Source organism: Flindersiella endophytica (assembly GCF_054779015.1).
Map to the genome: position 1 here is coordinate 140724 of NZ_BAAGYY010000013.1, position 25895 is coordinate 166618.

Sequence of the window (25895 nt, forward strand, 5' to 3'; positions counted from 1 at the left end):
CAGGCAGGGTCGCACATCTGTCGTCAGGTCTTGGCCATGTCGCTCATCGAGCCGCCGAAGATCTCGGCGGCGTAGTCGATGAAGGACCCGATCGTCTTCAGGAAGTCGATGAGCGCATCGCCTACCTTGATGACCAGATCGAGCAAGTTCATCAAGAGATCCCACAGTGACTTGCCGAGGTCCCACAGCGCCTGAGGGCCGTTGTCCAAGGCAGCGAGGAAGTCGTCCTTGATCTCCTTGACAATCCTCTTCGCTTCCTCGATCCATCCACACCACGCCGCCACCCAGACCCAGATCGCCGCGTCGATGAGGGAGGCGAGCGCCTGGAACCCTTCCTTCAGGGTTCGATGGAGATCGGCGATCGTCTCCAGGCCGTCGAGCCAGTGTTTGCGAACATGGAACTCGAAAGCGCCCGCGGCAGGGCCGTCCCAGTGGCTCCCGAGATAGTCCATGCCGTCTTCGATCTCGGTCCTGATCTTGTTGTAGGCATCCTGCAGCTCACCGTGCTGCGCACCGAGGCCTTCCAGCTCACCCCAGTCGGGGATGACCTCCTTGAGCCACTTCATCACGTCGAACCCAGGTTCCCAGAGCCCAACGATGTAGTTGATCACATCCTCGATGGGGATGCCCCCGACGTCGCCGAACGATTCGTTGATCAGTTTCAGGGCATCGGGCGCCCGCTTGTGCCAGTGCGGAACCGTCAGCTTCAGGTCGCTGCCGTCCCAGTTGGTGTCGCCCTTGCGATGCGGCTCCTCCTCGAAGTCGTCCGGCACGCCTTCGCCCCACACCTTGAGGATCTTCGCGGAACCCTCGCTCTCCCCCTTCTTGTAGTTGCGGGCGGCCTCGTACAGCGTGTCGCCGAGCTTCGACATCAGGTCGGCGACGTACTTCGCGACCTGCTGACTGACGTCCTTCTGCATGTCCAGCGTGGCCCACGTCGGTGTGGTCGGCATCGCGATGACGAGAGCGACCTGCAGCTCGTCGGTGATCTCGAGGTTGTCGGAGGCGTATTTCTTGATCGTGCCCAACGCGTTTTCGCTGATCGCGCCGAGCTGCTCGGAGTAGTCGACCAGCGCGCCGGGGTCGACCTTGACGCCATCACCCACGGAGCCGCACCTCCCGATCCGGCGCGCTCTCCGGCCGGGCGCGTTCCAGCAGCTCGATGAGTGCGCTCGTGGTCAACTCAGCCTCGATCCGGACCTCGTCGCCCTCTTCCGATGTCTCAGCTGCCTCCGGTTCTTGGTCGGCTTCGTTCTCCGCCGCGGCTTGCCGGGCCAGCTGCCACGCCTCGAGGCGCGCGGCGTTCTCCCTCCCGAGCTGGTGCATGTCCTCGGACACGTCGGCCAGCTGGTCCTGGAGTCGCTGCAGCGCCCTTTGCATCTCCTGGTTCGTCATCCCCCGCCCGTCCTCTCTGTCTCGCCTAACCGGACGTGTGGGAGTCTGGTGGCCACTGCTTACAAATCCCTTGCCAACTAATATCGTCGCTGGTCAGGCATGGTTGCAGAAGCGATGACGGCCCACGGAGGCATGCGTTTGCGTTACCGGGTGCTGGGAAGTCTCGAGGTCACCGCCGACAACGGCGAGCTGCTCTCCTTGCAGGGCGACAAGCAGAGCGCGCTGCTGGCCGTACTCCTCTGCGAACGATCGCGTACGGTGCCGGCGGACCAGCTGGCGTACGCACTGTCCCGGCCCGGGCGCGCGCCGATGGCCAGGCGGAGCATCCCCGTCTACGTTCACCGGCTGCGGTCCGTGCTCGGCAAGGACCGCTTGCACAACGATGCCGGCAACGGGTACCGGCTGGACGTCGAGCCGGACGAGCTGGACGCCGACGGCTTCGAACAGCTCGCCGCCAGTGGGCGGGCCGCGCTGCTGGCCGGTGCCGCGGACGCGGCCTCGACGTCGCTCAAGCGCGCGTTGTCGATGTGGCGCTCGCACGCCTACGCCGGGCTGGAGGACATCGAACTCGTACGCGTCGAGGCGGATCGGCTGAACGAGATCCGGGCGGAGTCCGCCGAGGCCTGGGTGGAGGCGGAGCTGACGCTCGGCAGGCACCAGAAGGTGGTTCCCGAGCTGACGGCGCTCGTCCACGCGAACCCCCTGCGGCAGCGGCTGCGCGCGCACCTGATGCTCGCGCTCTACCGCTCCGGGCGGGCCGCCGACGCGCTGCGGCTCTACCGCGAGACCCGGGCGCTCTTCGTTCGGGAGCTGGGAGCCGAGCCGTCGGCCGAGCTGCGTGCGCTCCAGCAGTCGATCCTGCGTGACGACCTGGGGCCTGCTTCCGCGCCCAACCTGGCCGGCCGGGCCAATCCCAACCCGGCCAGGCCGGCCGGCCGAGCCCGTACCGCACCCGAACCGGCCGCGGCGGTGCCGGCCGAGCTGCCCACGACCAACGCCAACTTCACCGGACGTCAGGACGAGCTTGCCCGGCTGCTGAACGCGCGGACGCGGCTGCTGGCGCTGAACGGCCCCGGTGGCGTCGGCAAGTCGACACTGGCCCTGCAAGCCGCGGCTGCCCTGGCGGCCCGCCATCCCGACGGCCAGCTGTATGTCAACCTGCGCGGTGCCACGCCGGGCGCGGAGCCGGTGCGGCCGCAGGAGGCGCTGCGGAGAATGCTGCGCTCGCTCGGCGTTTCCGACCAGGCGATTCCGGCCGACGCCGCGGCCGCCGCTGCCTATTTCCGTTCGCTCACAGCGGCCCGGCGGCTGTTGCTCGTACTCGATGATGCGGTCGACGAAGCGCAGGTACGCCCCTTGCTTCCGGCAGGCCCGGAAGCGACGACACTGATCACGAGCCGTCCGGTGCTCGATCGCCTGGAGGGTGCCGAGCACATCGCTGTCGGTGGCCTGGACGCCGCCGAGGCCGTCGCCCTGCTGGGCCGGCTGGTCGGCGAGCAGCGGGTCGCCGCCGAGCCCGGCTCGGCCGCGGAGATCGTGCGGAGCTGCGGGTGGTTGCCGTTGGCGGTCCGGATCGCCGGAGCCCGGCTGACCAGCCGGCCCGACTGGACGCTCGGCACCCTGGCCGGCCGGCTCCGCGACGAGCGCGACCGGCTGGACGTCCTCCAACACGCCGACCTCGCGGTCCGGACCAGCATGGCCGTCGGGCGGCAGGACATCAGGGAGTCGGCGGAACAGCTGCTCGGCCTGGTCGGTGTGCTCGGCCTCGACGACGTGAGCCTGCCGGCGATCGCCGCGCTCGACGGGCGTTCGACGGCACTCGTACGCCGCGACCTGGACCGTCTGGTGGCGGCACAGTTGGTCGAGCGGCTCCCGGCATCCAGCGGCGACCGCTTCGCGCTGCACGACCTCGTACGCCTGCACGCACGTGAACAGGCGGCCGCACACGTGCCGGAAGCCGAGCAGAACAAGGCGATCCGGCGGCTCGTACACTTCTACGTCGCGACCATGCGCGACGCCACCCGCCGGTACGCGCCGTTGTCACCTTGGCGGGTGCGGGCCGGCCTGGCCGACGAGGAGCTGCTGGCGCACGGCCTCGAGCTCGACGACCGGGAGGCGATCGTCGCGTGGATCCGGGCGGAGAGCGGCAACCTGGTGCCGGTCGCGCAGCGGGCCGCTCGCCTTACCGGATCGGCCGAGCTCCTCACCGCGTACTCCGTCGCGATGCACGTTCCGGTGCAGAGCCAGGGCTACTGGCAGGAACGGCGCGATGTGTACGAGCTCACGGTGGAAACCGGCGCGGCGGCCGGACTGCCTTACGTACAACGCGATCTCGGGCTGGTGTACCGCAACCTCGAGCAGCTTGATCTCGCAGAGGCCGTTCTGGAGCAGGCGATTCACGCCTTCGGCGAACGCGGCGAAGCATTCCTGGAAGGCGACACGCTGGTGTTGCTGGCCGACGTCGGCAAGGCCCGCGGCGACCATCGAGTCGCACTCGAACGGCTCGGCCGCGCCCGCGCGAGCTCTCACACCCACGGTGACTACCGGGTCGAGGCACATGTCCTGGTCGCGATCGGCGAGCTGATGGCGGCGGAAGGCGACTATGCCAGGGCTCGAGAGCACTACGACCAGGCGCTGAAGGTGTACCGGGCGCACAACAGCACCGTCGGCACCGGCCGCGCACTCGGGCTCCTCGGCGAGCTGTGCAGGCGGTTCGGGCATCCGGCGGAGGCGGTCGCGTTCCTCGAGGAGGCAGTCGCCGCCCATCGCAAGGTGGGCTGGAGCCTTCGTGAGGCCGGCGCGCGATGGGACCTCGCCGACGCGCTCTATGAGCTCGGGCAGGTCGAGGCCGCCCGTACCCATTGGCAGGCGGCTCTCGATCTCGGTGTCCGCATCGCCGTGATCTCCCCTGAGACGGCCGCCGTCCTCCGCGCCGAGCCGCGGCCTGCCAAGCCCGCGACGCTCGGATCGGACGCCTGACCGCTCGGGTCAGCTCAGTCGCCGGCCGCCTGGGCCGCCTGCCAGATCTCTTCGCGGCCGACGGAGACGGCGATGTCGATCTCGTTGCCTTCGGGGTCGGCGAGCGTCCACCACTCCGGGGCTTCGGCGTCGTAGACGATCCGGCCACCGGCGGCCAGGGCGGCATCGATGCGGGCCTGGGCCTGGTCGTCAGGCACGAAGAGGTCGACGTGGATGCGGTTGCGCTGCGCCCGCCTGGCCTGCTCACCCTCGGAGTCGGCGTCGGCCAGCTGCTGGAAGAAGATCGGCGGGCTGAGCCGGCGAGGATCGAAGATGTCGGTGACGAACTCGCGGGGGTCGTTGTCGTAGCCCAGCACCACGCGCCAGAACTCCCGGAGCGCAGGGATGTCGACCGCGTCGATGCCGAGCTGGACGAAGCGCAGCCGGCTGAGATCCGCCGTCAGACCCAGTCTCCTGGCGGCGGCTTGCACGCTGCGGGCCAGCTCGCCGAACCGCGGGTCTTCCCACTGGTCCTTGCCCGTGTCGATCGTGACGCCGTCCGGGCGGACGTCGATCAGCAGTGGCAGACCGGCCGAGTCGGCCAGAGCGGCCGCCGCGGCTACCAGCTCGGCTGCCGGCGCTCCCCACGCGACCTGATAGAACGTCATCCCGCCGAACACCACCCGCCAGTCGGCGGTCTCGGCTCCCCCGGCCACCTCGTCGGGCCCCAGGAGGTCGGCCTCGTTGCCCTCGGCGTCAGTGAAGCCGACGCCGTAGGCGCCGTCCCTGAACCGGCCACCGACCGCCTCCACCGTGTCGGGAGTCAGGCCGTTGGTGCGGGCGATGTCGAGGTGGATCCGGTTACGCAGTGGACGCGGCTGGTCCTGCGGCTGGAACCAGATCCTCGGGTCGCGCCGCAGTGGGTCGACGAGATCGTCCTCGCCGAACTGCTGGTAACCGAGCGCGGCCTGCCAGAACGGCAGTACCGCCCGCCTGTCGAGCGTGTCGATCGCGAGCTGCATCGCCTGGAGGGCGGACGGATCGGCGGTCAGACCAAGATCACGCGCCACTGCCGAGATCGAACGAGCCAGCGCGACGGCGGCCGTTGTGACGCCGAGCGCGTCTCGCACGGGCAGCCGCACGTGGACGCCACGAGCGCGCACGTCAACGTCCGGCAGCCGGTGAACACCCTCCGTCGTCATCGAGGCGATCCGGGCCACGAGCTCCGCGCCCGCCGCGTGCGACGGCGTGGCGAACCACGCGTTCGCGCCGAACAGGAGCACTCGCCAGTCGTCGACGCCGCCTGACTCCTGGAACTGCCTGGCGGTCAACCGCTCGTTTTCGCTCATGCCCGGACAGGCTGCCACGCACCACCGACAGTCGCACTAGGAGCTTCGCTTGCCGACCTTGACGACCTTCCACGCCGGCTGCCTAAACTCCGGTTTCCAATCGTCACATCGTTCCTTTCGATCGGACCCGTGGGAAATGACGCTGAATCCCCGCACCGAACTCCAGGTCGTCGACCGCATCTGGCGGGAAGTTCTGAACGAGAGCCGGCCTGGCGGCTCTCCCGAACCGCAGCCACCGAACCTGTCCGCGCTGGCCGACGCGTACCGAGAAGCCGGCCGGTCCGCGCTCGCCGGCTGGACCGGCGAATCGCGTGAATGGCTCTACTGGCGGCTGGCCACCGCCTCCGACAGCACTCATGACGTCCTTCTCCACCAGCGCCTGCTTCCGGCGCTGACCGGCCTGGTCCAGGCCGGTGCCGTCGACAACTGGTGGTTCCTGCGCAAGCCGCGGGACGAACCGCACCTGCGCCTTCGCGTCCATCCCGCCCCCGGCTCCGACCTCGACGAGCTGACCGGCCTGCTCGATGCTTGCTTCGACGAATGGCGGCAGGCGCATGAGCTGGTGCGCTCCAGCCGGCTGGTCTACGAGCCGGAGGTCTCGGTCTTCGGCGGAGGAACCGGAATGGACCTGGCGCACGAGCTCTTCTACCGCGACAGCCTGGGCTACTGCGGCAGCGCACCGGCGCTCTCGGCCCGAGGGTTCGAGTTCGCTGCCGGCGTCTCGGCCGCGCTGGTCGCCGGCTGCTTCCAGGGTGCCGGCCTGGACTGGTTCGAGCAGGGTGACGTCTGGCGCGTCGTCGGCCTGCTCCGGGCCGACACCCCGCCGGCGAGCGTCACCGAGGTCGACCTGGCATCGGTGGCACGGCTCCGGTCCATCTTCGCCGGCACCGACGCCGCGGTCGCCGAGGCCGCGTCCGAGGTACCGAAGCTCGCCGAATGGCAGCTGGCGTTCAAGCATCTCGGTCGCGCCCTGGCGGAGGCTGACGCACGCGGCGAGCTCGAGATCGGGATCCGGCGCATCCTTGCCGCACACGTTGTCTTCCACTGGAACCGCATGGGCTTCGACCTCGCGCAGCAGGCCCTGCTGGCGCGGTTCGCGCGCCGGGCGACGAGCTGGGCCGCCTGACCGGCCTCGCCGCGGGAGGCGGCCTCGCCGTTCACCATAGGATCACCGCGCCCGGGCCGGCGGCCCGAGTCAGCGCGCGGTCAGCGCCAAGTCAGGCTCGGGTCAGAGCCCGCGGCTAGCGTGCTCGTGTGCAAGTGACCGGCCGGGCCCGCCAATTGGGGGCGCGGGGCTCACCCGGCCGGTCTTTTCTGGCAGTCAGCGGGCTGTTGTGGGCGACGGGGAGGCGGGCATCGTGGTCGAAATCGTGGACATCTGCGACCTTCCGGTACAGATTCTGATGGCGAGCAAGCATCAGGTCCGGACCCGGGAAGTACGCAAGGATCTCGACGAGCTGATCAACAACATTCGCGTGCACGGCCAGCTCGAACCCATCATCGTCAGCCCGACGGAGGACGACGGCAAGTACGAGATCATCGCCGGGCAACGCCGTTGGCTCGCGATCAAGGAGCTCGGCCTCCCCACCGTACGAGCCGCGATTCTCGGGAAGCCCGTCAACGAGGACGACGCGACAGCGCTGTCGATCAGCGAGAACCTGATCCGGCACCAGGTCGACTCGAGGGACCTGATCGACGCGTGCACGACGCTCTTTCGCAAGTACGGCTCGGCGAAGGCCGTGGCCGAGGAGGTCGGGCTTCCGTACAACAAGGTGCGCAGCTACGTGAAGTTCGAGCGCCTGCGTCCGCAGCTCAAGGTGAGCGTCGAGGCCGGGGAGCTCGATGTCGCGACGGCGTTGAAGATCGAGGACCGCGCCTCGGCGGCGAACTTCGGCGAGGATCAGACGGCCGCGATGATCGGCGACGTCAGGGGGTTGACCAAGGCCCAGCGCGCCGACTACTTCCAGAACGCGGCCGAGGCCGACGCGCACAGCCGGCCGGCCGACGGCGAGGTCAACGGATATGCCTACAACGGCCGGCCCGGCAACGTGCACCAGATCCTGGTGACGATGCCGAGACAGGTCTATGAGGACCTTCGCGAGTACGCCGGAACCAAGCGCATCAGCCAGGACAAGGCGGCCGCCTCCATCATCGGCGCCTACTTCCGGGCCAGGAAGGCCGGCTGAGGGTTCGGCATCAGGGCCGGCCCTCCGGCCGAGGCCGGCGAGGGAACAGCGTGGCCAGCTGGGCTTCGAGGCTGTGCCCGGTCGCTTCGAGCAGCTTGTGTGCTGCCCGCCGATCGGTCTCCGCCTCGGCCCCGGCACCGAGCAACCGGCGACCGTGGGCGCACACCAGCAGGGCCCGGGCCTGGCCGAGGCGGTGGCCGGTCTCGTCCTGGATCCGTGCCGCCTCGGCGGCGAGGTCGAGCGCCTCCGTCACGCCACCCGCATCCGGCTCCATACCGAGGCGGACAGCCGCCAGCACCACCAGGGCCTGGCCTTCCAGCAGCCGATAGCCACCGAGCCGGGACGTGGTCAGGGACTGCTGTACGAGGTCGGCCGCCTCCTCCAGGCGTCCGGTCTCGAAGAGAGCGACGGCCAGCCGGAGGCGGGCTTCAGCCTCGCCGTAACTGTCGGCCGTCTTGTCGGCGATGGTGAGGGCGCCGCGATAGGCCTCCAGTGCGGCCGGATGGTCGCCGCGTTGCCGCATGATCTCGCCGTAGGCCGACAGCGACATGGCCTTCACGTGCTGGTGTCCGGTCTGGTCGGCCAGCTCGACGGTCTGTGCGGCCAGCTCGAACGCCGCGGTCGGCTTGCCCAGGTCGAGATAGAGCTCGGTCAGCGCCGCCATCGTGTAGCCGGTGAAGTAGCGGTCACCGGCGTCGCGCAGCACGGTGAGGGACGAGGACAGCCGGTCGAGCGCGTCGTCCAGCCGGCCCAGCGCGTGGTAGGTGATTCCGAGCGCTGTTCCCGCCTTCGCCGCCGGAACCTTCAGTCCCTGTTCGGAATACAGCGAGACGGCCTGCGTCAGATAGCCGGCGGAGTCCTCGAGCTTTCCAAGTCCCCAGCAGATCATGCCGAGGTCGCCCACAGCCGATGCCTCGCCGGTACGCCAGCCGAGCCGCCGGCGCATGCGCAGTGAGCGCATCGAGAACTTCGCCGCCAGTTCGAGCTGCCCGAGCATCCAGTACTGCCCGCCCATGTTGCCCGTCGCCACGCACTCGCCGGCCTTCCAGCCGGCTTCCCGTGCGTACGTGGCAGCAGTCGACAGCGCGTCGATCGCGGACGAGGTGCGCTCGTGCAGCGAGTGCAGCATGCCGACGCTGAGGTGGGTCGCGGCCAGCGCGCGTACGTCGTCGCAGGCGGTGGCGGCGGAGAGCGCCGACTCGACGACGACTTCCCAGTCCGGCAACAGCATCCGGGCCAGCAGGTAGCCACGCAGCGCGTCCGCCAGCCGGTAGGCGACCTCCCGCGGCCCGGCCTGCGCGGTGTACACGATCGCCGCGACCAGGTTGCTCCGCTCGTCGTCGAGCCACGCCAGCGCCTCGGTCTCGTGGCCGAACCGGATCGCGTCGGGCGCGGGCGCCGCATCCTCCGGGCGCGGGAGGCGGAGCATTTCCGGATACAACAGCTCCGCGGCCGCGAGCACGTGCTCCAGGTAGTAGTCGTAGAGCCGGCCGAGCGCCTCCTCCCGATCCGCCGAGCTCTCGTCGTCGACCGCCTTCTCGACCGCGTACGCACGCACCAGGTCGTGCAGCGTGTAGCGGCCCGCAACGGGGTCGGCGACGAGGTTGGCCGACGTCAGCTGGTCCAGGTCGTGCTGAACCGACGCCATGTCCTTGGAGTCCACGAGCACCGCGGCCGCTGCCGTGGTCACGTCGGGTCCGGGTACGAGGCTCAGCCGGACGAAGAGCCGCCGCGCGTCGCTGCCGAGCGTGGCGCACGACAGGTCGAGTGCCGCCCGCACGCCCTCGTTCGGTGCACCGTGGATCTCCAGCGCGTCCAGCCGGTTCCCGGCCATCGAACGCACGTGGTCGGCGATGCTGACGTGCCTGGCCGTCGACAGGTTCGCCGCCGCGATCCGCAGGGCCAGCGGCAGGTTCCCGCAGAGCCGGGCCAGTTCACCGGACGCCGACGCCTCGTCCGCCACACGGTCGTCACCGAGCAGGCCGCGCAGCAGCTCGTACGCCTCGCCGTCGGTCAGCGCCTCGAGCGGCAGCGCGATCGCGCCCTCCTTCGCGACCAGGCCCGTGAGCCTCGCCCGGCTGGTGATCAGCGCGACGCAGCCAGGGCTCCCGGGCAGCAGCGGCCGTACCTGAGACGCGGAAGCGGCGTTGTCCAGCACGACCAGAACGCGCTTGCCGGCAAGGAGGCTGCGATAGAGCGCGCCGGCCTCGTCGAGATCCCCGGGCACCTGCTCGGCGGGCACGTTCAACGCCCGCAGGAACCGCGACAGTGCCTCCAGCTCCGACACGTCCGGTGTCGGTGAGTACGCACGCAGGTTGACATACAGCTGCCCGTCCGGGAACCGAGCGCGGACGCGCTGCGTCCAGTGCACCGCGAGCGCGGTCTTCCCGACGCCCGCCGGGCCGGTGATGGTCGCGATCACGAGCGCGTCGCCGCCGGCGGTGCCGGCATCCAGGCGCAGCAGCTCCGCCGTACGCCCGGTGAAACTTGTGACCGGTGCCGGAAGCTGTGCGGGCACCGGCTGAGTGGCCGGACCGGATGGTGCGGGCGTCGCCGGCGCAGGTGCCGTCGCTCCGAGCAGCGCCGGATCGTCGTTCAGGATGGCCTGTTCGAGCCGCGAGAGCTCAGGCCCCGGCTCCAGACCGAGCTCGGCGACCATCACCCTTCGCCCGTCCCGGTACACATCCAGCGCTTCGGCCCGAAGGCCGCATCTGTACAGGCACACCATCAAGTCGGCCCGCAGCCGCTCGTCCAGCGGGTGCTCGGCGACCAGCCGCTGCAGGTCAGCGACCGCCTGCCGATCGCGGCCGAGCCCCATCTGGGCGGCGGCTTTCCCGGCCTCCGCGGCCAGGCGCAGCTGGTTCAGCCGGGCCGCCTCCGCCCGTACTCCGGGTGACTCGGGCACGTCACTGAGCGGTGCGCCGGTCCACAGCTCGAGCGCCTCGGCATAACGACCGACTCCGTCTTCCAGGCGGCCCTGTGCGACGTACTCCTTGGCCGAATCCACCAGGTCCGCGAGCACCTGAGCGTCCAGCTCGCCGGCCTCGAGAGCCAGCTGATAGCCGGGATCCCGCGTCACGATCGGCCGGTACGCCGAGTCTCCGCCGATCAGCCGGCGCAGCTGTGCGATGTAGCGATGCAAGGTGTTCGACGCCGTGCGCGGAGGCTGGTCACCCCAGATCTCCTGGATCAGCCGATCCGTGGACACAGTCCGCCCGCGCTCCGCCAGCAGCACCGCGAGGACGACGCGTTGCTGCCTGGCGGGGATCGTCGACCAGTCCGCGCCGTTCCACACTCGAAGCGGACCGAGCACTCTGAACCGCATGCCGATCACCCCCACCCAGCGGGCGCGTCCTCGCCGTCGGCCAGTTCGCTAAACGCGCCCGCCGTTCACTTCGGTCACCAAGTATTGCCCCTTGCCTTTTTGACACGACGGCACAGGGCACATCTGGTGTACGGTGCCGGCCCGCAATCGGTTCAATCCGGTGCAGAACTCGTATTGGCGATATCCGGCCTAGCGCTCGTCGAGGATTTCGCCGTCGGTCACGATGTGGTCGGTGGTCAGCGACAGGGTGGCACCGACCAGCGGGAAGTTCTTGGCCGCCTCGGCCGCACTCTTCAGATCCTCGGCCGACTCCCAGCGCCAGATGTCGAGGTAGGAGCCATCCTCCTGACGGATCAGGGTGGCGGTGGTGAAGGACGGGTTCGCCGAGCGGATGCCGTTGATCAGCGTGGTGCGCTGCTCGAGCATCTGGGCCAGGTTGCCGGTCTCGACCGTGTAGCGGTGGGTTCGTACGACTGCCATGATCGTGCCTTTCGTCTTTTCGTTTCTGCTTTGTGGTTGGTTTTGCTCAGGCCCAGGAGGCGCCGGCCGGCTGGCGCGTGGTGACGTTCAGCCGGTTGAAGAGGTTGGCCGTCGCGATGTAGAGCAGGAGGGCGGCCAGGCCCTTCTCGTCGTAGTGCTTGGCGGCCTCGTCCCACACGGCGTCCGGCACGGGGTCGGGGCGGTCGGCGAGGCGGGTGGCGCACTCGGCGAGGGCGAGTGCGGCGCGTTCGGCGTCGTCGAAGTAGGGCATTTCGCGCCACGCGGCAACCGCGTGCAGGCGTTCGTCGGTCTCGCCGCTCTGCTTGGCCGACTTCACACCGCTGTCGACGCAGAAGCTGCAGCCGTTGATCTGGCTCACCCGCAGGTGGACCAGACCGAACGTGGACTCCGGGACGTCCGACTGCCGCGTCACCTTGATCAGGCTGTAGACCGCCTTGGACGCGCCGTCGAGGAGCGTCGCGGGGTTCGGCATCCGGGATTGCATCGTCATCGTCGTTTCTCCTTGCCTGGTTGGTTTCTTCAGCTCGCTTTTCGGTATGGCTACAGCCTTCCGGCCGGGCGGGATCCGAACAATGGGCAGTCGCGAAACGCCGGTTGCGCCTGGGGTTAACGATCGGGAAGGATGACGGAGTGGAGCTACGTGACATCGAGATCTTCCTGACGCTCGCCGAGGAGCTGCACTTCGGTCGCACCGCCGAGAAGCTGCACATCTCGCCACCTCGGGTGAGTCAGGCGATCGCCAAGCAGGAAAGGCGGATCGGCGCCGCACTGTTCGAACGCACAAGTCGCAAGGTGACGTTGACTCCACTCGGCAAGCAGCTTCGCGACGACCTGCAGGCGGGCTACCAGCGCATCCTCGATGGCGTCGAGGCCGCGACGAACACCGCGCGTGGCGGGCCCGACACCCTGACGTTCGGCGTGATGGGTCCGATGTGGCAGGACCTCGCGCCGATGACCGCGCTGTTCCGGAGCCGCTTCCCGCAGGTCGACTTCCGCCTCCGCGAGATCCGGATCGACGACCCGTTCGGCCCTCTTCGTAACGGAGGCGTGGATGTCGCGCTGCTGTGGCTGCCGGTGCGGGAGCCCGACCTCCGCGTCGGGCCGGTGGCGTTCACCGAGCCGATCGTGCTGATGGTCGGGCGTACACACGAACTGGCCGGGCGCTCTTCGGTGTCGCTGAGCGAGCTCGACGGCTACGACATCCTGCCCTCCGGCCTGCCCGTTCCGGACTACTGGGAGGCAGCGGTCGCGCCGGTGACGTCGCCTTCGGCAGACCCCGACGCTCCCCCGCCCCCTCCGACGCGGGAGGAGGTGCTGTGGATGGTCACCTCCGGCGGTTCGGCCGTGGCGTTCGCGTGCGGGCAAGGGCTGAAGTACTACGACCGCGGCGACGCCGTCTACCTGCCGATCCAGGAGAGCCCGACACTGAGCTGGGGCCTGGTCCACCGCACCGGCCAGATCGGCCGCTGGGTCCGCGAGCTCTCCCGGATCGCTCGAGAGCTCGGCCCCATCCCCCTCTCCCTCGAACTCGACGCGCCACCCCTGCGCCACCTCGGCTCCGCCGGCTGACCCAACCTCCACTGATGCCGGCCTGGCCGACGCCGACCGATCCCATGACGTTTGCGCGCCCGGCGCTGGAAGCCAGAGCCGGGATCGCGCGCCCGGCACGGTAGAAACCTGGCGGCCCCTGGACAGCGTGCATCCGATGGCTTAGCTTAGGCTTACTTTACTTCCGATGGACCTTTGGCCGGCAGACGAGCGAGGTGTGTGTGAGCGCGTCCCTGATCAGTGGTGCCCGGCTGGCGATCGGATACCACGGCACGCAGGTCGTGCACGGAGCCTCGATCAGCCTGGAGGCCGGCCACGTCACGGCGTTGCTCGGCCCGAACGGCTCCGGCAAGTCGACCCTGCTGCGCGCGCTGGCCCGCCTGCACCGGCCCACCGCCGGCGAGGTCCACCTGGACGACGGGCAGCCGGCGTTCGCGCTGTCGTCGAAGGAGTTCGCCCGGCGGGTGACGCTGCTGGCGCAGGCGCGTCCCACGCCCAGTGGCGTACGCGTGTCCGACGTCGTGGCGTACGGCCGCTATCCCTACCGCGGGCGCTGGCGCGGCGAAGATCCCGACGGTCCGCGGGCGATCGCGCACGCGATGGAGGTCACCGCCCTCACCGCGATGGCCGACCGGCCCGCCGACGAGCTGTCCGGCGGTGAGCTGCAGCGCGTCTGGCTGGCCATGTGCCTGGCTCAGGACACCCGCGTACTCCTGCTCGACGAGCCCACGACGTTCCTCGACCTGCGCTACCAGATCGAGACGCTCGACCTGATCCACGACCTGGCCACCCAGCACGACGTCGCCGTCGGCGTGGTGCTGCACGACATCAACCAGGCGGCCGCCATCGCCGATGACGTCGTGCTGCTCCAGGACGGACGCGTCCGCGCGAGCGGTACGCCCGAGCAGGTGCTCACCGCCGAGCACCTCACCGAGGTGTACGGCATCCGGATCGATGTCGACGCCGATCCGGCCACCGGTGCGCTCACCGCCCGCCCCGTCGGGCGGCACTCCAGCCGGGTCCGGGGCTGACGGCGACGACGCCGAAACCGCCCACCCGTAGGCAAGCACAGACGACCAAACCCACCACGGAGTTCGCCATGAACCGACCCGTCTTCCCCGCCCCGCGGACGGGCGTCGCCGCCCTCGCGGCCGGCGCGCTGCTCCTGCTCGGCGCGTGCGGCACCACCGAGGAGCCGACGACGTCCACCACCTCGAAAGCCTCGGCAACAGAGACCGCCGCCGGTCCCGTCGAGGTCACCGACGGCCGCGCCAAGACGGTCAAGCTGGACGCTCCGGCCAAGCGCGTGGTCGCGTTGGAGTGGGGCGAGGCCGAGATGCTCGTCACGCTCGGCGTGATGCCGGTCGGCGTCGCCGACACCAAGGGCTATGCCACCTGGGTCACCTCGGAGAAGCTCGACGCGAGTGTCAAGGACGTCGGCACGCGTCAGGAGCCGAGCGTCGACTCGATCGTCCAGCTCAACCCCGACCTCGTGGTGATGGAGGCCGAGCGCAGCTCACCGCTGGTCGCACAGATCGAGAAGTACGTGCCGGTCCTGGTGGCCAAGGGCAGTGACGCGTCCGACAACCTGAAGCGGATGCGCGAGGACTTCACGATGATCGCGCGGACCGTCGGCAAGCAGGACGCCGCGGACCAGGCGCTGCAGGACTTCGACACCGCACTCGCCGAGGGCAAGCAGAAGCTCGCCGACGCGGGCGCGGCCGGCGACTCGTTCGTGATGGCCGACGGCTGGCAGGAGGGCAACGCGATCTCGATCCGCCCGTTCGGCCAGGGCTCGCTGGTCTCGCAGGTCGCGATCGCGGCCGGTCTCGAGAACGCGTGGAACGGCAAGGTCGACAAGGTCTGGGGCCTCGGCCAGACCGACGTCGAGGGCCTGACGGCGATCAAGGGCGAGAACGTGCGGTTCCTCTACAACGCGTCCGACGGCACCGACGTGTTCGCCAAGGGGCTCGAGGAGAACGCGATCTGGACGTCGCTGCCGTTCGTCAAGGCCGGGCGCGTACACAAGCTCAGCAACGGCATCTGGACGTTCGGCGGGCCGAAGTCGTGTGAGCAGTACCTCGACGAGCTGGTCAAGGTCTACACCGCGTGAGATCCGCTTCGACCGAGCAGGCGGCGCCGGAGCGTCCGGCGCCGCCGCCGGTACGGCCCGTTCCCACGGCAACGATCCTTGTGCTCGCGATCCTCGCCGTCATCGGGCTGGCCGCGGTGCACCTCACCCAGGGCACCTCCTCGATCGGCGCGCTCGACCTGCTGCGGCTCGCGTTCGGCGGCGACGACCAGGACGCGTCGCGCGTCCTGGTCGCGTCCCGGCTGCCGCGGCTGCTCGCCGGTCTCACGGTCGGCGTGGCGCTGGGCGTCGCGGGCGCCGTGCTGCAGTCGATCGCGCGCAACTCGCTGGCCTCACCCGACACGCTCGCGGTGAACGCCGGTGCGCACCTGGCGGTCGTACTCACCGCGGTCTTCGGCGCCTCGCTCACCACGTCGCTGCCGGTGTTCGGCGGGCTCGGGCTGCTCAGCGTCGCGTTCGTCGGCGGCATCGCGGCGGCCGGGCTCGTGCTGCTGCTCTCGGCCGCCGGTACGTCCGGTCCGGCGCGGCTGATCCTGGCCGGAGCGGCGATCGCGCTCGCGCTGAACTCGCTGACGACGCTGTTGCTGATCCTGAACGAGCAGAAGACGATCGGCCTGTTCGCGTGGGGCAGCGGCTCGCTCGTCCAGGTCAACCTCACCGCCGTCACGCAGACCGCGCCGGTGGTGGCGCTCGGACTGGCCGGCTGCCTGGTCCTCAGCCGCCGGCTCGACCTGCTGGCGCTCGGCGACGACACCGCACAGGTGCTCGGCGTACCCGTCCGGCGGACTCGGCTGGTCGCGACGCTCGTCGCCGTGCTGCTCGCCACGGCCGCGGTGACGCTGGCCGGTCCTATCGGGTTCGTCGGGCTGTGCGCGCCGGCGATCGTCCGGCTGGTCACGGCGCGCTTCCCCGGCCTGCACAGACATGTGGTCCAGATTCCGCTGTCCGGGCTGGCCGGAGTGCTGGTGGTGCTGGCGGCCGACATCGCGGTCCGGGCCGCCCTGGGTGGGCAGGCCGGCGTCGACATCCCGACCGGCGTGGTCACGACGCTGGCAGGAGCGCTTGTGCTGGTGTGGCTGGCCCGGCGGCACCGCGACTCCGGGCCCGCGCGACAGGGCTCTGCGACCCATACCGGCACGATCCGCGGTCGTGGGTTCGTCGCAGTGCTGGTCGTCGCGCTGGCGGCTCTGGTGTCGGGCGCGCTGCTGGCCGGCCTGCTGCTCGGCGACACGAACGTCCTGACCGGCGACCTGGCGAACTGGCTCAGTGGGCGAACGGGTCCCGCGCTGACGTTCGTCCTCGACCAGCGCTATCCGCGGGTCTTCGCGGCGCTGCTCGCCGGTGCGGCGCTCGCGCTGGCCGGCACGGCTGTGCAGGCCGTCTGCCGTAACCCGCTGGCCGAGCCGGGGCTGCTCGGCATCATAGCGGGTGCGGGCATCGGTGCGGTCACGCTTCTCACGCTCGTGCCGATGGCCGGCATCTGGACGATGTCGGCGGTGGCGGGCGGCAGCGCGCTGGTGACGTTCGCGGTTGTGTACGGCCTGGCCTGGCGCGGCGGTCTCGCGTCCGACCGGCTCGTGCTGATCGGCATCGGCGTGTGGATGGGCGGCAACGCCGCGATCACATTCCTCATCGTGGCCAACGACCCGTGGAATACCGGGAAGGCGCTGACCTGGCTGTCGGGCTCGACGTACGGGCGTATGCCGGGACAGCTCGTGCCGGTCGTGCTCGCGCTGCTGGTGCTGGCGCCGGTGATCGTGCTGGCCAACCACGAGCTCGACCTGCTGGCTTTGGACGACGACACACCGCGGGTGCTCGGCGTCCGGCTGGAGCCGACCCGGCTGGTCGCCCTCACGGCGGCGGCCCTGCTCACAGCGGCAGCCGTCACGGCCGTCGGCGTGATCGCGTTCGTGGGGCTGGTGGCGCCGCACATGGCCCGGGCCCTGGTCGGCGCGCGACATACACGGGTGATTCCGGTGGCCACGTTGCTCGGCGCGTTGCTGATCTCGGTGGCGGACACCATCGGCCGTACGGTGATCGCGCCAGCGCAGGTGCCGGCCGGTCTGCTGACCGCGATGCTCGGCACGCCGTACTTCATCTGGCTGCTCTGGCGCTCCCGGAGATCAGCCGGCTAGCAGCCGCTGCCGTGCCTCCATCAACGCGAACCCAGCAGGTCGAGACGGTGCGCGGCCTTCGGCCCCCAGTTTCGCAGGTGGACGCGCGCGAGAGACTGGACGTCACATCCGGCGACGCCGACGGGTCTACAAGGGCATGAACACCGACGAGTACGACTGGCTGGCCGAGCGGTTCCAGCAGCACCGGTCCCGGCTGCGGGCCGTCGCGTATCGGATGCTGGGGTCGACGGGCGAGGCCGACGACGCTGTTCAGGAGGCGTGGATCCGGCTCAGCCGTTCCAACGCCGGCGAGATCGACAACCTCGAGGCCTGGCTCGTCACCACGGTCGGGCGGGTGGCGCTGAACATGTTGCGCTCGCGTACGACCCGGCGAGAAGAGCCGCTCGACGTCTACCTGCCCGATCCGGTCGTCGAGCGGCTGGAAGGCATCGACCCCGAGCAGGAAGCCATGCTCGCCGACTCCGTTGGGCTCGCGCTGCTCGTCGTCCTCGAGACGTTGACGCCTGCCGAGCGGCTCGCGTACGTGCTGCACGACATGTTCTCGGTGCCGTTCGAGGAGATCGGCGGCATCCTCAACCGCTCACCCGAAGCCGCCCGCCAGCTGGCCAGCCGCGGACGCCGCCGGATCCGCGAGGCCGACGCCGCGCCGGACCAGTCGGCGCCCGCCCAGCCGGAGGTCGTCAAGGCGTTCCTGGCCGCCGCGCGCGACGGCGACTTCGACGCGCTCGTCGCCGTACTCGATCCCGACATCGTGCTGCGCGAGGACGCCGGCACCGGGACGCTCCACGAGGTACGCGGCGCCGAGACCGTCGCCCGCCGGGCGAAGGCGTTCTCGCAGCTCGGCCTCCAGGTCCGGCTCGCCCGGGTCAACGGCGCGGCGGGGTACGTCTCGCTGCGCGACGGCACGCCCTACGCGATCGCCGCGATCTCGGTACGAGACGGCCGGATCGCGACGATGGACATCCTGCTCGACCCCGAGCGCCTGCGCCAGGTCGACCTGACCGACCTCGACTCCCAACCCTGACAGGGCTCAGCGCCCGCCGGACACAGCGAGAGTCGTGCCCGTGACGTACGAGGCTCCCGGCGAGCAGAGCAGCCAGACGATGGCTTCCGCGACCTCGGCCGCCTGGCCCGGCCGGCCCATCGGGATGCCGGACGCGAGCTGCCGTACGCGTTCGGGCGCGCCCGCGGCAGCGTGCAGGTCGGTGTCGATCAGCCCGGCCGCGACGCCGTTGACGCGGATGCCCTCGTCCGCGACCTCCTTGGCCAGGCCGGTGGTGAGCGTGTCGAGCGCACCCTTGGACGCCGCGTAGTGCACCCACTCCCCCGAGCCGCCCAGGGCCGCGGCCCGCGAGGAGACGTTGACGATCGCGCCGCCTGGCCCGCCGTACTTCGTCGACAGCCGCCGGACCGCCTCACGCGCGCAGAGGAACGCGCCGGTGATGTTGACGGCGAACACGCGCCGCAGCAGGCCGGCGTCGACATCGTCGACGCGGGCGAAGCCACCGGTGACGCCGGCGTTGTTGACCAGCGCCCCGATCGGCCCGAGCCGCTCCTCCGCGGTCTCGAACAGGCGGAGCACGTCCGCCTCGACGGCGACGTCGGCCTGAATCGCCGTCGCCTGACCGCCCTCGGCGCGGATCGCGGTGGCGAGGCGTTCGGCCGACGCTTCGTCCTTGGCGTAGTTGACGGCGACGGCGAGTCCGGCGCGGGCGGCGAGGCTCGCGGTGGCGGCGCCGATCCCGCGGCCTCCGCCCGTCACGATCACGGTGGTGCTCATGTGCTCCAACGGTAAGGCTTTCAGCTGCCGTCGCGGAGTCGTAGGCTCACTGAGTGAGTCAGCGATCCATGGTCGACAAGGTGCTGGCGATCCTCGAGGTGGCCGGCTCGGCCGGCCCGGTGGTCACCAGGGCCGACGTCATCGAGCGAACCGGCCTGCCGAAAGCCACGGCCAACCGCATCATCGCGACGCTGGTCGACGCTCGCCTGCTGCAGCCGGTCGGCAGCGGCCTGAGCCTCGGCCTCCGGCTGTTCGAGCTCGGCGAGCTGGCCGAGCACCGCGGGCTCGGGCTGCGTGACACCGCGCTCCCGTTCATGCAGGACCTGTACGACATCACACACGCCACCGTCCAGCTCGCCGTGCTCGACGGCACCGAGGTGGTCTACCTGCAGAAGATCTCCGGGCGGCGCAGCGTCCGGCTCGACACCAGAGTGGGCGGCCGGCAGCCGTCGACGTGCACGGGGTCGGGCAAGCTGCTGCTCGCGTACGCGCCACCCGCCCTGCTGACCGACGTACTGCGCCATCCCGTGCGGCGGACACCGAACTCCCTCACCGACGAGGCCTCGCTGCGCCGCGAGCTGGCCGCGATCCGCAAGCAGCGCTTCGCCGTCGACGACGAGGAGTTCGCGCTCGGCACCCGCTCGGTGGCTGCCGGCATCCTGCACAAGGGGAAGGTAGTCGCCGCACTCAGCCTGTCGGGTACGACCGACCACCTCACCGCGGCGACGACAGCGCCTGCTGTACGGGCGACCGCCGCCGCGATCGGCCGCGCGATCGCAACCACGACTTGACGTTTCTTCTCAGTCGTCCAGGAACGCCAGGTCAAGCCGTCGCAGCCGCTCCGGGTCGGCCAGTGCGTCGATCGCGACGATCCTGCCGTCCGCGATCGTGAACCCGATCACCGCGATCGGCTTGCCGTCGATGGTCGCGACGACACCGGCGGACCCGTTCACCAGGGCCGGCCGCACCAGGGCGGCGGGCTGGTGCACCGTACGGGCTCGTTCGACGACGGCTTCCGGGCCGTGCATCTCCGCGGTGAGGTCCGGACGGGCGGCACCGAAGTCGGCCCGGAACACGACCTCCGGATGCAGCGCCGCCACCAGTGCCTCGAAGTCGCCCCGGCGTGCCGCGGCGTAGAAGGCGTCGACGACCTCCCGCTGGCGGGCGATGTCGGGGTCGGGCGAGGGCGCCTGCGCCTGCGCCTCCGCACCTCGTACCCGCCGCCGGGCCCGGCTGGCCAGCTGCCTCGCCGACGCGGGAGTACGCCCCACCATGCCGGCGATCTCGTCGAACGGCAGGCCGAACATGTCGTGCAGGACGAACGCCAGCCGTTCGGCAGGCGCCAGCGTCTCCAGCACCACCTGCAACGCGAGCCCAACCGAGTCGGCCAGCAACGCCTCGTCCTCCGGCCCCAACCCGTCCGCGGGACCGACGACAGGGTCCGGTACGCGCAGGCCCATCGGCTCCTCACCGCGCGTCCGGCGGGCACGCAACACGTTCAGGCACACCCGGGCGACGATCGTGGTCAGCCAGGCACCGAGGCTGTCGACCTCGCTCGCGCCGGCCCGGCTGGCGCGCAACCACGCCTCCTGTACCGCGTCGTCGGCTTCGGCGAGCGAACCGAGCATGCGGTACGCCACCGCGCGCAGGCGGGTCCGGTTCGCCTCGAAGCCCTCGGCCAGCCGGTCGGTCTCGCTCATCGGTCACATTCCTTCGCCACCAGGTGTCGTAGAGGTGACACCTCAAATCCGCTCGATGTGACAAGCAAACCGGAGGACACCGATGAGCGACCTGCAGGCCGTCGCCGACCGCGTCGAGATCGAGGCGCTGCGCGCCGAGTGCACCGACGCCGCGCTGATGCGCGACTGGGACCGGTTCGCGTCGCTGTTCACCGAGGACGGCGCCTGGCGGATCCCCGACGTCGGCGTGGAGTTCACCAGCCGGGACGAGATCCGCGCCGGAATCGAACGGCTGCAGGGTTTCTGGGAGTTCTTCCTGCAGGCCACACATCCCGGCACGATCCGGCTCGACGGCGACACCGCCAGCGGACGGGCGTACCTCACGGAGTTCGGGCGGATGCGCGACGGCAACTCGCAATGGCACTTCGCGCTCTACCACGACCGCTACCAGCGGACCCCGGACGGCTGGAAGTTCACCGAACGCGCGTACGAGATCCGCTACCTCGACACCTCGCCGTTGGCGGGTTCGCCGCCCGGTGAAGCGACCTTCACGTCGCCCTCCAGGAGTAGCCAGGGATGACGGCCACGGCCGCCCGGTCCCGCGGGCATCGAGACCAAGGCGATGCTCGATCACGGCTGGCGGATCCTCGCGGTCGACAGCGACCCTGCGATGCCCGCGCACCTGGGCCGGCTGGTCGAGGACGACGGCCGGCTCGAGACCCGCGTCGCGTCGTTCACCGAGACCGAGCTGCCGGCTGCCGATCTCGTCCATGCGGGCTATGCGCTGCCGTTCCTGGCTCCTGGCGACTTCCGGCTGGTCTGGCAGCGAATCCGGCAGGCGCTGCGACCGGACGGGTGGCTCGCTGTCGACCTCTTCGGCGATCGGGACGGCTGGGCAGGCCGGGCGGGGATGACGTTCCTCACACGCCCGGACGCCGAGGCGCTGCTCGACGGGCTCGAGATCGTGAGCTTCGACGAGGAGGACGCGAACCGTCCCTCGTTCATCGGGCCGAAGCACTGGCACGTCTTCCACGTGATCGCCCGCTCGACGATCGCCGGCTAGACGATCTATTCCAAGGGGTCGCCTGACGCGCGGCGCCTGGCATCCACGCTGGCTGCGTTGTCGTCGATCGCCGGAGGCCCCTCCTGGCTCCTCCTCCGGCTGTGCCCACCCCCGCGAGCGGCGCCATGCGCCGCGCGCTTGACCGGCGACCCCTTGGAACAGATCGTCTAGGTCGAACGGGCGCGGTCGCGGATCGACAGACCCGCAGGACTTTTCCGGAGAAGCGCGCCGACAGGGCGTCCGGCCGGAGCTCAGGTCACCTCGTGCCGCCGGCGGTGAGTTGCTGGAGGAACTTCGCCGCGATCGGGCCGGCGTCGTGGCCGCCGGAGCCGCCGCCTTCGAGGAGGACGGCCCAGGCGAGGTCGCTGTCGCCCTGGTAGCCGATCATCCACGCGTGCGTCTGCGGTGGCTTGTCGTCGCCGAACTCGGCGGTGCCTGTCTTCGCGTGCGGCTCGCCCGGGATGCCCCGTAGTGCTTTGCCCGCGCCCTCGGTGACCACCGAGCGCATCATCGACCGGAGGTTGCGCACCACGTCCGGCGAGAGCGAGCGGGGCGCCTCGTACGGATGCTTGACCGCCGCGGGCACGAGCCTAGGCTGGACGAATGTCCCCGACTTCACCGTCGCCGCGACCGAGGCCATCACCAACGGCGACGTCAGCACGCGGGCCTGCCCGATCATCGAGGCCGCCTTGTCGTTGACGTCGGTGTTCTCCGGCACCGAGCCGTCGTACGTGCTCGCCCCGGTGTCCCACTCGCCGCCGATGCCGAAGGCGGAGGCCGTCGTGGCCAGCGTGGAGTCGTCGATGTGGTCGCGGGAGGCGATGAACGCCGTGTTGCACGACCGCGCGAACGCCTGCCGGAACGTCGACGAGCTGCCGAGCGAGAACTCGTCCTGGTTCGCGAAGCGATAGCCGTTCACCCATTCGTACGTCGGGCACGCGAGCCGGTCCGACGGTGACATGCCCGACTCCAGCAGCGCCGCGGCCGTCACCACCTTGAACGTCGATCCCGGTGGGTACTTGCCGACCAGTGCCCGGTTGAAGCCACCCGGCCGGTTCGCCACGGCCAGGATCTCGCCCGTCGAGGGCTTGATCGCGACCAGCGAAGCAGGCACGTCGGCGCCCTCCAGTGCCGCGGCTGCCGCCTCCTGTACGCGAGGATCGATCGTGGTCTTCACGTCCGTGCCCGCCCGCGCGCCGGCCTTCAGCGACAGCGGCCGCAGCGCCTTGCCGCTGTCGCGGTCGGTGATGGCGATGGCGTACGCCTGGCCCGACCCGCCGAGCTGGTCGTTGTAGCGCTCCTGCAGCCCGGACGCTCCCTCACCTTCGGCATCGACGGTTCCCACCAGCGAGCCCGCGGTCAGCTGGGCGCCGGTCCGGTCCAGGATCGACCCACGGGTGCCGACCTTCGCCACGGCCAGCGTCTGGCCAGGCCGCAGGTCCGGGTGCACCATCGACGACTTGAACTCCACCACCTGCGAGCCGACGCTCTCGACGACCCGCGCCTTCGACTCGTACGTGAACGGCCCGATCTTCGGCACCGTCATCCGCACGGTGAACGGGACGACGACCGGCTTGGCCTCGCTGGAGCCGGCCTCCTCGTGCCCCTCCCCGACCGTGATCTCGAACGGCGACGGCTTCAGGTTCTTCCCGACCGAGGTCAGCAGCGACGTCGCACCCTCGGGGTTGTCGGTCAGCCGGCCCGCCGCCTGCCAGTCACCAGCCCGCCAGGCGGTCATGAACGCCTTGAGCTTCTGCTCGGCGAGTACGACCGACTGCGGCTTCTCCTGCTCTTGCGCCTGCCCCGGCCCCGCGAAGGTCAGCCGGTAGCCAACAAATCCCCCAACCGTCAGCAACATCACCGAGACGATGCCGACGACGACTCGGGACCACCTTCGAGCCCTCCGCGCCGAGCCGTATTCAGTTACCCGTTCCACGACAGCGATGGAAGCACGATCTCAGCGATCATGCCAATATGAGTATCGAGCGAACTGGGTTTCTGATCTGGATATGATTCCTGATCATGGACGTAGTACGCCATTTGGAGTACTTCACCGCAATCGCCGCAGAAGGGCACTTCGGCCGCGCCGCGCGACGGCTCGACATGCGCCAGCCGCCACTGTCCCAGGGCCTGCGGCGGCTGGAGGACGAGCTCGGTGCGCGGCTGTTCGACCGCGACAGCCAGGGTGTCCGGCTGACGGAGGCCGGCCGGGCGCTGCTGCCGGCCGCGCAACGGGTGCTCGACGAGGTCCAGCAGCTCTACCTCCTGGCCAGGCGGCAGCCCGATCCCGAGCGGCCGCTGATCCGGATCCGGATCGCTCCCGGCCTCGGCCAGGCGCACTACTCCCAGCTGGTCGCCGCCTGCCGGCGGGCGGCGCCCGAAGCCGACATCGAGGTCGGCGAGCAGACCGCCCGCGACCAGATCCGCGACCTGCTCGCCGGCCGGGCTGAGGTCGCCGTCCTTCGCGAGCCCGTCGTCACTCGTGGGCTCTCGCTCGGGCCCGCCCTCGAGGTGCCGCTGCGCTGCATCGTCCCCGACGACGGCACGGATCGCGAGGTCATCGCACTCCGTGAGCTGGCCGGCCACGACCTGCTGCTCCCCGCGCGCGACCACGCGCCCGCGGCCCACGACGAGCTCCTCGCGATGTGCGAACGCCACGGGTTCCTGCCTCGCCCTACCCCCGACCACCACCCCGCCGGCGAGCTGTACGACGAGCGCGTCGCGCGCGGGTTGATCGCGGCCGGCGGCGTGGTCGCGTTCACGACCGACCCGCCGGGCTCCGGCGACGGCGTCCGGGTCGTACGCCTGGACGGCGATCCGCTCGCGCTCGCCCTCCGGGTGGCATGGGTCGGCACGCTGGCCGGCCCGGCGCGAGGGCTGCCTGCCGTACTCCAGGACGTGCTCGGAGCCGCCCGCCGACCGGCCCACGCCGGCCCGTCGCCACGACCCGTCTCCGAGGTGCCGGCGTCGTGAAAACCGAGCACACCAAGGAGAATCCCACGATCCAGCAGTGCTTCGAGGACGCCGGCGTGTGGGGGTGGCTGCACGCCGTCGACCTGAACGACCCGGATCGCGAGATCGGCCTGCACCCGGACGAGCAGGTGGCGCTCGCCTCGGTGTTCAAGCTCACCGTGCTCGTCGCCTACGCACGGATGGTCGACGCCGGCGAGCTCGACCCGGCGGAGCAAGTCACACTCGACCCGACCGAGCGTACGTCCGGGCTGACCGGCTTCGCGGCCATGACCGACCCGGTGACGGTCTCCTGGCGCGACCTCGCCCGTTCGATGATCGCGGTGAGCGACAACGCCGCGGCCGACGCGCTGCTCGACACCATCGGCCTGCGACGGCTGCGGGCGATGCTCGACGACCTCGGCCTGCACGCGACCCGGGTCGGCGGCGGCACCAGGGACCTGCTCGCCGCGATCCTCGCGGAGAGCGGGCGCGCCACGACGCAGGAGGCGCTGCACTGGCTGCGCGACTCGGGGACGATGGACCAGACCCACGCGCTCGACCCGGCGAATCCCGCCAGCACGGTCGGCACCTGCCGCGACCTCACCCGGCTGCTCACCGCGATCTGGCACGACCGGGCGGCCTCGCCCCGGCAGTGCGCGTTCATGCGTACGGTGCTGGCCCAGCAGGTCTGGACCCAGCGGCTGGCGGCCGCCTTTCCCTTCGACGACGTACGAGTCGCCGGCAAGACCGGGACGTTCATCGCGCTCCGGCACGAGGTCGGCGTCGTGGAGTACCCCAACGGCGAGGCGTACGCGGTCGCGGTCTTCACCAGGTCGCCGCGTACCCGCCTGATCCTCCCGGCAGCCGACGCGGCGATCGCCCAGGCCGCCAAACTCGCCGTCGCCGGACTCCGCTGAGCCTTGCCTGACCGC

22 protein-coding genes are annotated in these 25895 nt (G+C 70.5%); 13 read left to right on the forward strand and 9 right to left on the reverse strand.

All coding sequences use genetic code 11. The features are described 5' to 3' along the window. Window positions 1-23: 23 nt before the first annotated feature. The gene (locus tag ACYVF6_RS12910; RefSeq protein ID WP_460520618.1) at window positions 24-1106 is read right to left on the reverse strand and encodes a hypothetical protein; all 1083 of its coding nucleotides are present in this window, start codon (window positions 1104-1106) and stop codon (window positions 24-26) included. Then, complete coding sequence (locus ACYVF6_RS12915; RefSeq protein WP_460520620.1) at window positions 1099-1395, reverse strand: hypothetical protein; 297 nt, start codon at window positions 1393-1395, stop codon at window positions 1099-1101. The genes ACYVF6_RS12910 and ACYVF6_RS12915 overlap by 8 nt, the downstream gene beginning before the upstream one ends. A gap of 132 nt (window positions 1396-1527) precedes the next feature. On the opposite strand from ACYVF6_RS12915, the gene ACYVF6_RS12920 reads away from it, so the two are divergent. Further along, on the forward strand, window positions 1528-4374 hold the full coding sequence (locus ACYVF6_RS12920; RefSeq protein WP_460520622.1) for an AfsR/SARP family transcriptional regulator: 2847 nt from the start codon (window positions 1528-1530) through the stop codon (window positions 4372-4374). A gap of 14 nt (window positions 4375-4388) precedes the next feature. On the opposite strand, the gene ACYVF6_RS12925 is transcribed toward ACYVF6_RS12920, so the two are convergent. Further along, window positions 4389-5702, reverse strand: a complete 1314-nt coding sequence (locus ACYVF6_RS12925; RefSeq protein WP_460520624.1) for a VOC family protein — start codon at window positions 5700-5702, stop codon at window positions 4389-4391. A gap of 136 nt (window positions 5703-5838) precedes the next feature. On the opposite strand from ACYVF6_RS12925, the gene ACYVF6_RS12930 reads away from it, so the two are divergent. Together ACYVF6_RS12930 and ACYVF6_RS12935 are read left to right on the forward strand one after the other, a co-directional pair. Next, window positions 5839-6828 (forward strand): thiopeptide-type bacteriocin biosynthesis protein, encoded by a 990-nt coding sequence (locus ACYVF6_RS12930; RefSeq protein WP_460520626.1) that lies wholly within the window; start codon window positions 5839-5841, stop codon window positions 6826-6828. Between the two features lie 232 nt (window positions 6829-7060). Then, window positions 7061-7888 (forward strand): ParB/RepB/Spo0J family partition protein, encoded by an 828-nt coding sequence (locus tag ACYVF6_RS12935; RefSeq protein WP_460520628.1) that lies wholly within the window; start codon window positions 7061-7063, stop codon window positions 7886-7888. A gap of 10 nt (window positions 7889-7898) precedes the next feature. Here the strand turns inward: ACYVF6_RS12935 and ACYVF6_RS12940 are convergent, their stop codons facing one another. From ACYVF6_RS12940 to ACYVF6_RS12950, 3 genes are all read right to left on the reverse strand, one after another. After that, window positions 7899-11213 carry an AfsR/SARP family transcriptional regulator gene (locus tag ACYVF6_RS12940; RefSeq protein ID WP_460520630.1) on the reverse strand — a complete coding sequence of 1105 codons (3315 nt, stop codon included), beginning with the start codon at window positions 11211-11213 and terminating at the stop codon, window positions 7899-7901. A 189-nt stretch (window positions 11214-11402) separates the two neighbouring features. Continuing rightward, window positions 11403-11693 (reverse strand): hypothetical protein, encoded by a 291-nt coding sequence (locus ACYVF6_RS12945; RefSeq protein WP_460520632.1) that lies wholly within the window; start codon window positions 11691-11693, stop codon window positions 11403-11405. Window positions 11694-11739: 46 nt separating this feature from the next. After that, the gene (locus ACYVF6_RS12950) at window positions 11740-12204 is read right to left on the reverse strand and encodes a carboxymuconolactone decarboxylase family protein (protein ID WP_460520634.1); all 465 of its coding nucleotides are present in this window, start codon (window positions 12202-12204) and stop codon (window positions 11740-11742) included. Window positions 12205-12344: 140 nt separating this feature from the next. Here ACYVF6_RS12950 and ACYVF6_RS12955 point away from each other — a divergent pair, with 140 nt between their 5' ends. From ACYVF6_RS12955 to ACYVF6_RS12975, 5 genes are all read left to right on the forward strand, one after another. Beyond that, a complete protein-coding gene (locus tag ACYVF6_RS12955) occupies window positions 12345-13283 on the forward strand; it encodes a LysR family transcriptional regulator (protein ID WP_460520636.1) in 939 nt (312 codons plus the stop codon). A gap of 200 nt (window positions 13284-13483) precedes the next feature. Further along, window positions 13484-14293 (forward strand): ABC transporter ATP-binding protein, encoded by an 810-nt coding sequence (locus ACYVF6_RS12960; RefSeq protein ID WP_460520638.1) that lies wholly within the window; start codon window positions 13484-13486, stop codon window positions 14291-14293. A gap of 68 nt (window positions 14294-14361) precedes the next feature. After that, window positions 14362-15375 carry an ABC transporter substrate-binding protein gene (locus tag ACYVF6_RS12965; protein ID WP_460520640.1) on the forward strand — a complete coding sequence of 338 codons (1014 nt, stop codon included), beginning with the start codon at window positions 14362-14364 and terminating at the stop codon, window positions 15373-15375. Further along, window positions 15372-17489, forward strand: coding sequence for an iron ABC transporter permease (locus ACYVF6_RS12970; RefSeq protein ID WP_460520642.1), 2118 nt, complete (start codon window positions 15372-15374; stop codon window positions 17487-17489). Before ACYVF6_RS12965 ends, ACYVF6_RS12970 begins: the two co-directional genes overlap by 4 nt. A 136-nt stretch (window positions 17490-17625) precedes the next feature. Beyond that, window positions 17626-18513 carry a sigma-70 family RNA polymerase sigma factor family protein gene (locus tag ACYVF6_RS12975; protein ID WP_460520644.1) on the forward strand — a complete coding sequence of 296 codons (888 nt, stop codon included), beginning with the start codon at window positions 17626-17628 and terminating at the stop codon, window positions 18511-18513. A 6-nt stretch (window positions 18514-18519) separates the two neighbouring features. On the opposite strand, the gene ACYVF6_RS12980 is transcribed toward ACYVF6_RS12975, so the two are convergent. Next, a complete protein-coding gene (locus ACYVF6_RS12980; RefSeq protein ID WP_460520646.1) occupies window positions 18520-19269 on the reverse strand; it encodes a Rossmann-fold NAD(P)-binding domain-containing protein in 750 nt (249 codons plus the stop codon). Window positions 19270-19322: 53 nt separating this feature from the next. On the opposite strand from ACYVF6_RS12980, the gene ACYVF6_RS12985 reads away from it, so the two are divergent. Then, the gene (locus ACYVF6_RS12985) at window positions 19323-20060 is read left to right on the forward strand and encodes an IclR family transcriptional regulator (RefSeq protein ID WP_460520648.1); all 738 of its coding nucleotides are present in this window, start codon (window positions 19323-19325) and stop codon (window positions 20058-20060) included. Window positions 20061-20069: 9 nt separating this feature from the next. On the opposite strand, the gene ACYVF6_RS12990 is transcribed toward ACYVF6_RS12985, so the two are convergent. Then, window positions 20070-20969 (reverse strand): sigma-70 family RNA polymerase sigma factor family protein, encoded by a 900-nt coding sequence (locus ACYVF6_RS12990; protein ID WP_460520650.1) that lies wholly within the window; start codon window positions 20967-20969, stop codon window positions 20070-20072. Between the two features lie 82 nt (window positions 20970-21051). Here ACYVF6_RS12990 and ACYVF6_RS12995 point away from each other — a divergent pair, with 82 nt between their 5' ends. Further along, window positions 21052-21528 carry a nuclear transport factor 2 family protein gene (locus ACYVF6_RS12995; protein ID WP_460520652.1) on the forward strand — a complete coding sequence of 159 codons (477 nt, stop codon included), beginning with the start codon at window positions 21052-21054 and terminating at the stop codon, window positions 21526-21528. 27 nt (window positions 21529-21555) lie between these two features. Further along, entirely contained in the window at window positions 21556-22011 is a 456-nt protein-coding gene (locus ACYVF6_RS13000; RefSeq protein WP_460521630.1) for a class I SAM-dependent methyltransferase, read from the forward strand. A gap of 256 nt (window positions 22012-22267) precedes the next feature. Here ACYVF6_RS13000 and ACYVF6_RS13005 read toward each other — a convergent pair whose 3' ends face one another. Then, a complete protein-coding gene (locus ACYVF6_RS13005; protein WP_460520654.1) occupies window positions 22268-23869 on the reverse strand; it encodes a penicillin-binding protein in 1602 nt (533 codons plus the stop codon). 164 nt (window positions 23870-24033) lie between these two features. On the opposite strand from ACYVF6_RS13005, the gene ACYVF6_RS13010 reads away from it, so the two are divergent. Both ACYVF6_RS13010 and ACYVF6_RS13015 read left to right on the forward strand, forming a co-directional pair. Then, window positions 24034-24984 (forward strand): LysR family transcriptional regulator, encoded by a 951-nt coding sequence (locus tag ACYVF6_RS13010; protein ID WP_460520656.1) that lies wholly within the window; start codon window positions 24034-24036, stop codon window positions 24982-24984. Next, entirely contained in the window at window positions 24981-25880 is a 900-nt protein-coding gene (locus ACYVF6_RS13015) for a serine hydrolase (RefSeq protein WP_460520658.1), read from the forward strand. Before ACYVF6_RS13010 ends, ACYVF6_RS13015 begins: the two co-directional genes overlap by 4 nt. The last annotated feature ends 15 nt before the right edge of the window (window positions 25881-25895 follow it).

What these genes read in the sequence shown, in the direction of transcription:
- ACYVF6_RS12980 (WP_460520646.1), bottom strand. Translation starts at nt 19,269, where the DNA reads ATGAGCACCACCGTGATCGTGACGGGCGGAGGCCGCGGGATCGGCGCC.
- ACYVF6_RS12950 (WP_460520634.1), bottom strand. Translation starts at nt 12,204, where the DNA reads ATGACGATGCAATCCCGGATGCCGAACCCCGCGACGCTCCTCGACGGC.
- ACYVF6_RS12925 (WP_460520624.1), bottom strand. Translation starts at nt 5,702, where the DNA reads ATGAGCGAAAACGAGCGGTTGACCGCCAGGCAGTTCCAGGAGTCAGGC.
- ACYVF6_RS13005 (WP_460520654.1), bottom strand. Translation starts at nt 23,869, where the DNA reads ATGTTGCTGACGGTTGGGGGATTTGTTGGCTACCGGCTGACCTTCGCG.
- ACYVF6_RS13010 (WP_460520656.1), top strand. Translation starts at nt 24,034, where the DNA reads ATGGACGTAGTACGCCATTTGGAGTACTTCACCGCAATCGCCGCAGAA.
- ACYVF6_RS12940 (WP_460520630.1), bottom strand. Translation starts at nt 11,213, where the DNA reads ATGCGGTTCAGAGTGCTCGGTCCGCTTCGAGTGTGGAACGGCGCGGAC.
- ACYVF6_RS12995 (WP_460520652.1), top strand. Translation starts at nt 21,052, where the DNA reads ATGAGCGACCTGCAGGCCGTCGCCGACCGCGTCGAGATCGAGGCGCTG.
- ACYVF6_RS12920 (WP_460520622.1), top strand. Translation starts at nt 1,528, where the DNA reads ATGCGTTTGCGTTACCGGGTGCTGGGAAGTCTCGAGGTCACCGCCGAC.
- ACYVF6_RS12930 (WP_460520626.1), top strand. Translation starts at nt 5,839, where the DNA reads ATGACGCTGAATCCCCGCACCGAACTCCAGGTCGTCGACCGCATCTGG.
- ACYVF6_RS12945 (WP_460520632.1), bottom strand. Translation starts at nt 11,693, where the DNA reads ATGGCAGTCGTACGAACCCACCGCTACACGGTCGAGACCGGCAACCTG.
- ACYVF6_RS12915 (WP_460520620.1), bottom strand. Translation starts at nt 1,395, where the DNA reads ATGACGAACCAGGAGATGCAAAGGGCGCTGCAGCGACTCCAGGACCAG.
- ACYVF6_RS12990 (WP_460520650.1), bottom strand. Translation starts at nt 20,969, where the DNA reads ATGAGCGAGACCGACCGGCTGGCCGAGGGCTTCGAGGCGAACCGGACC.
- ACYVF6_RS12975 (WP_460520644.1), top strand. Translation starts at nt 17,626, where the DNA reads ATGAACACCGACGAGTACGACTGGCTGGCCGAGCGGTTCCAGCAGCAC.
- ACYVF6_RS12965 (WP_460520640.1), top strand. Translation starts at nt 14,362, where the DNA reads ATGAACCGACCCGTCTTCCCCGCCCCGCGGACGGGCGTCGCCGCCCTC.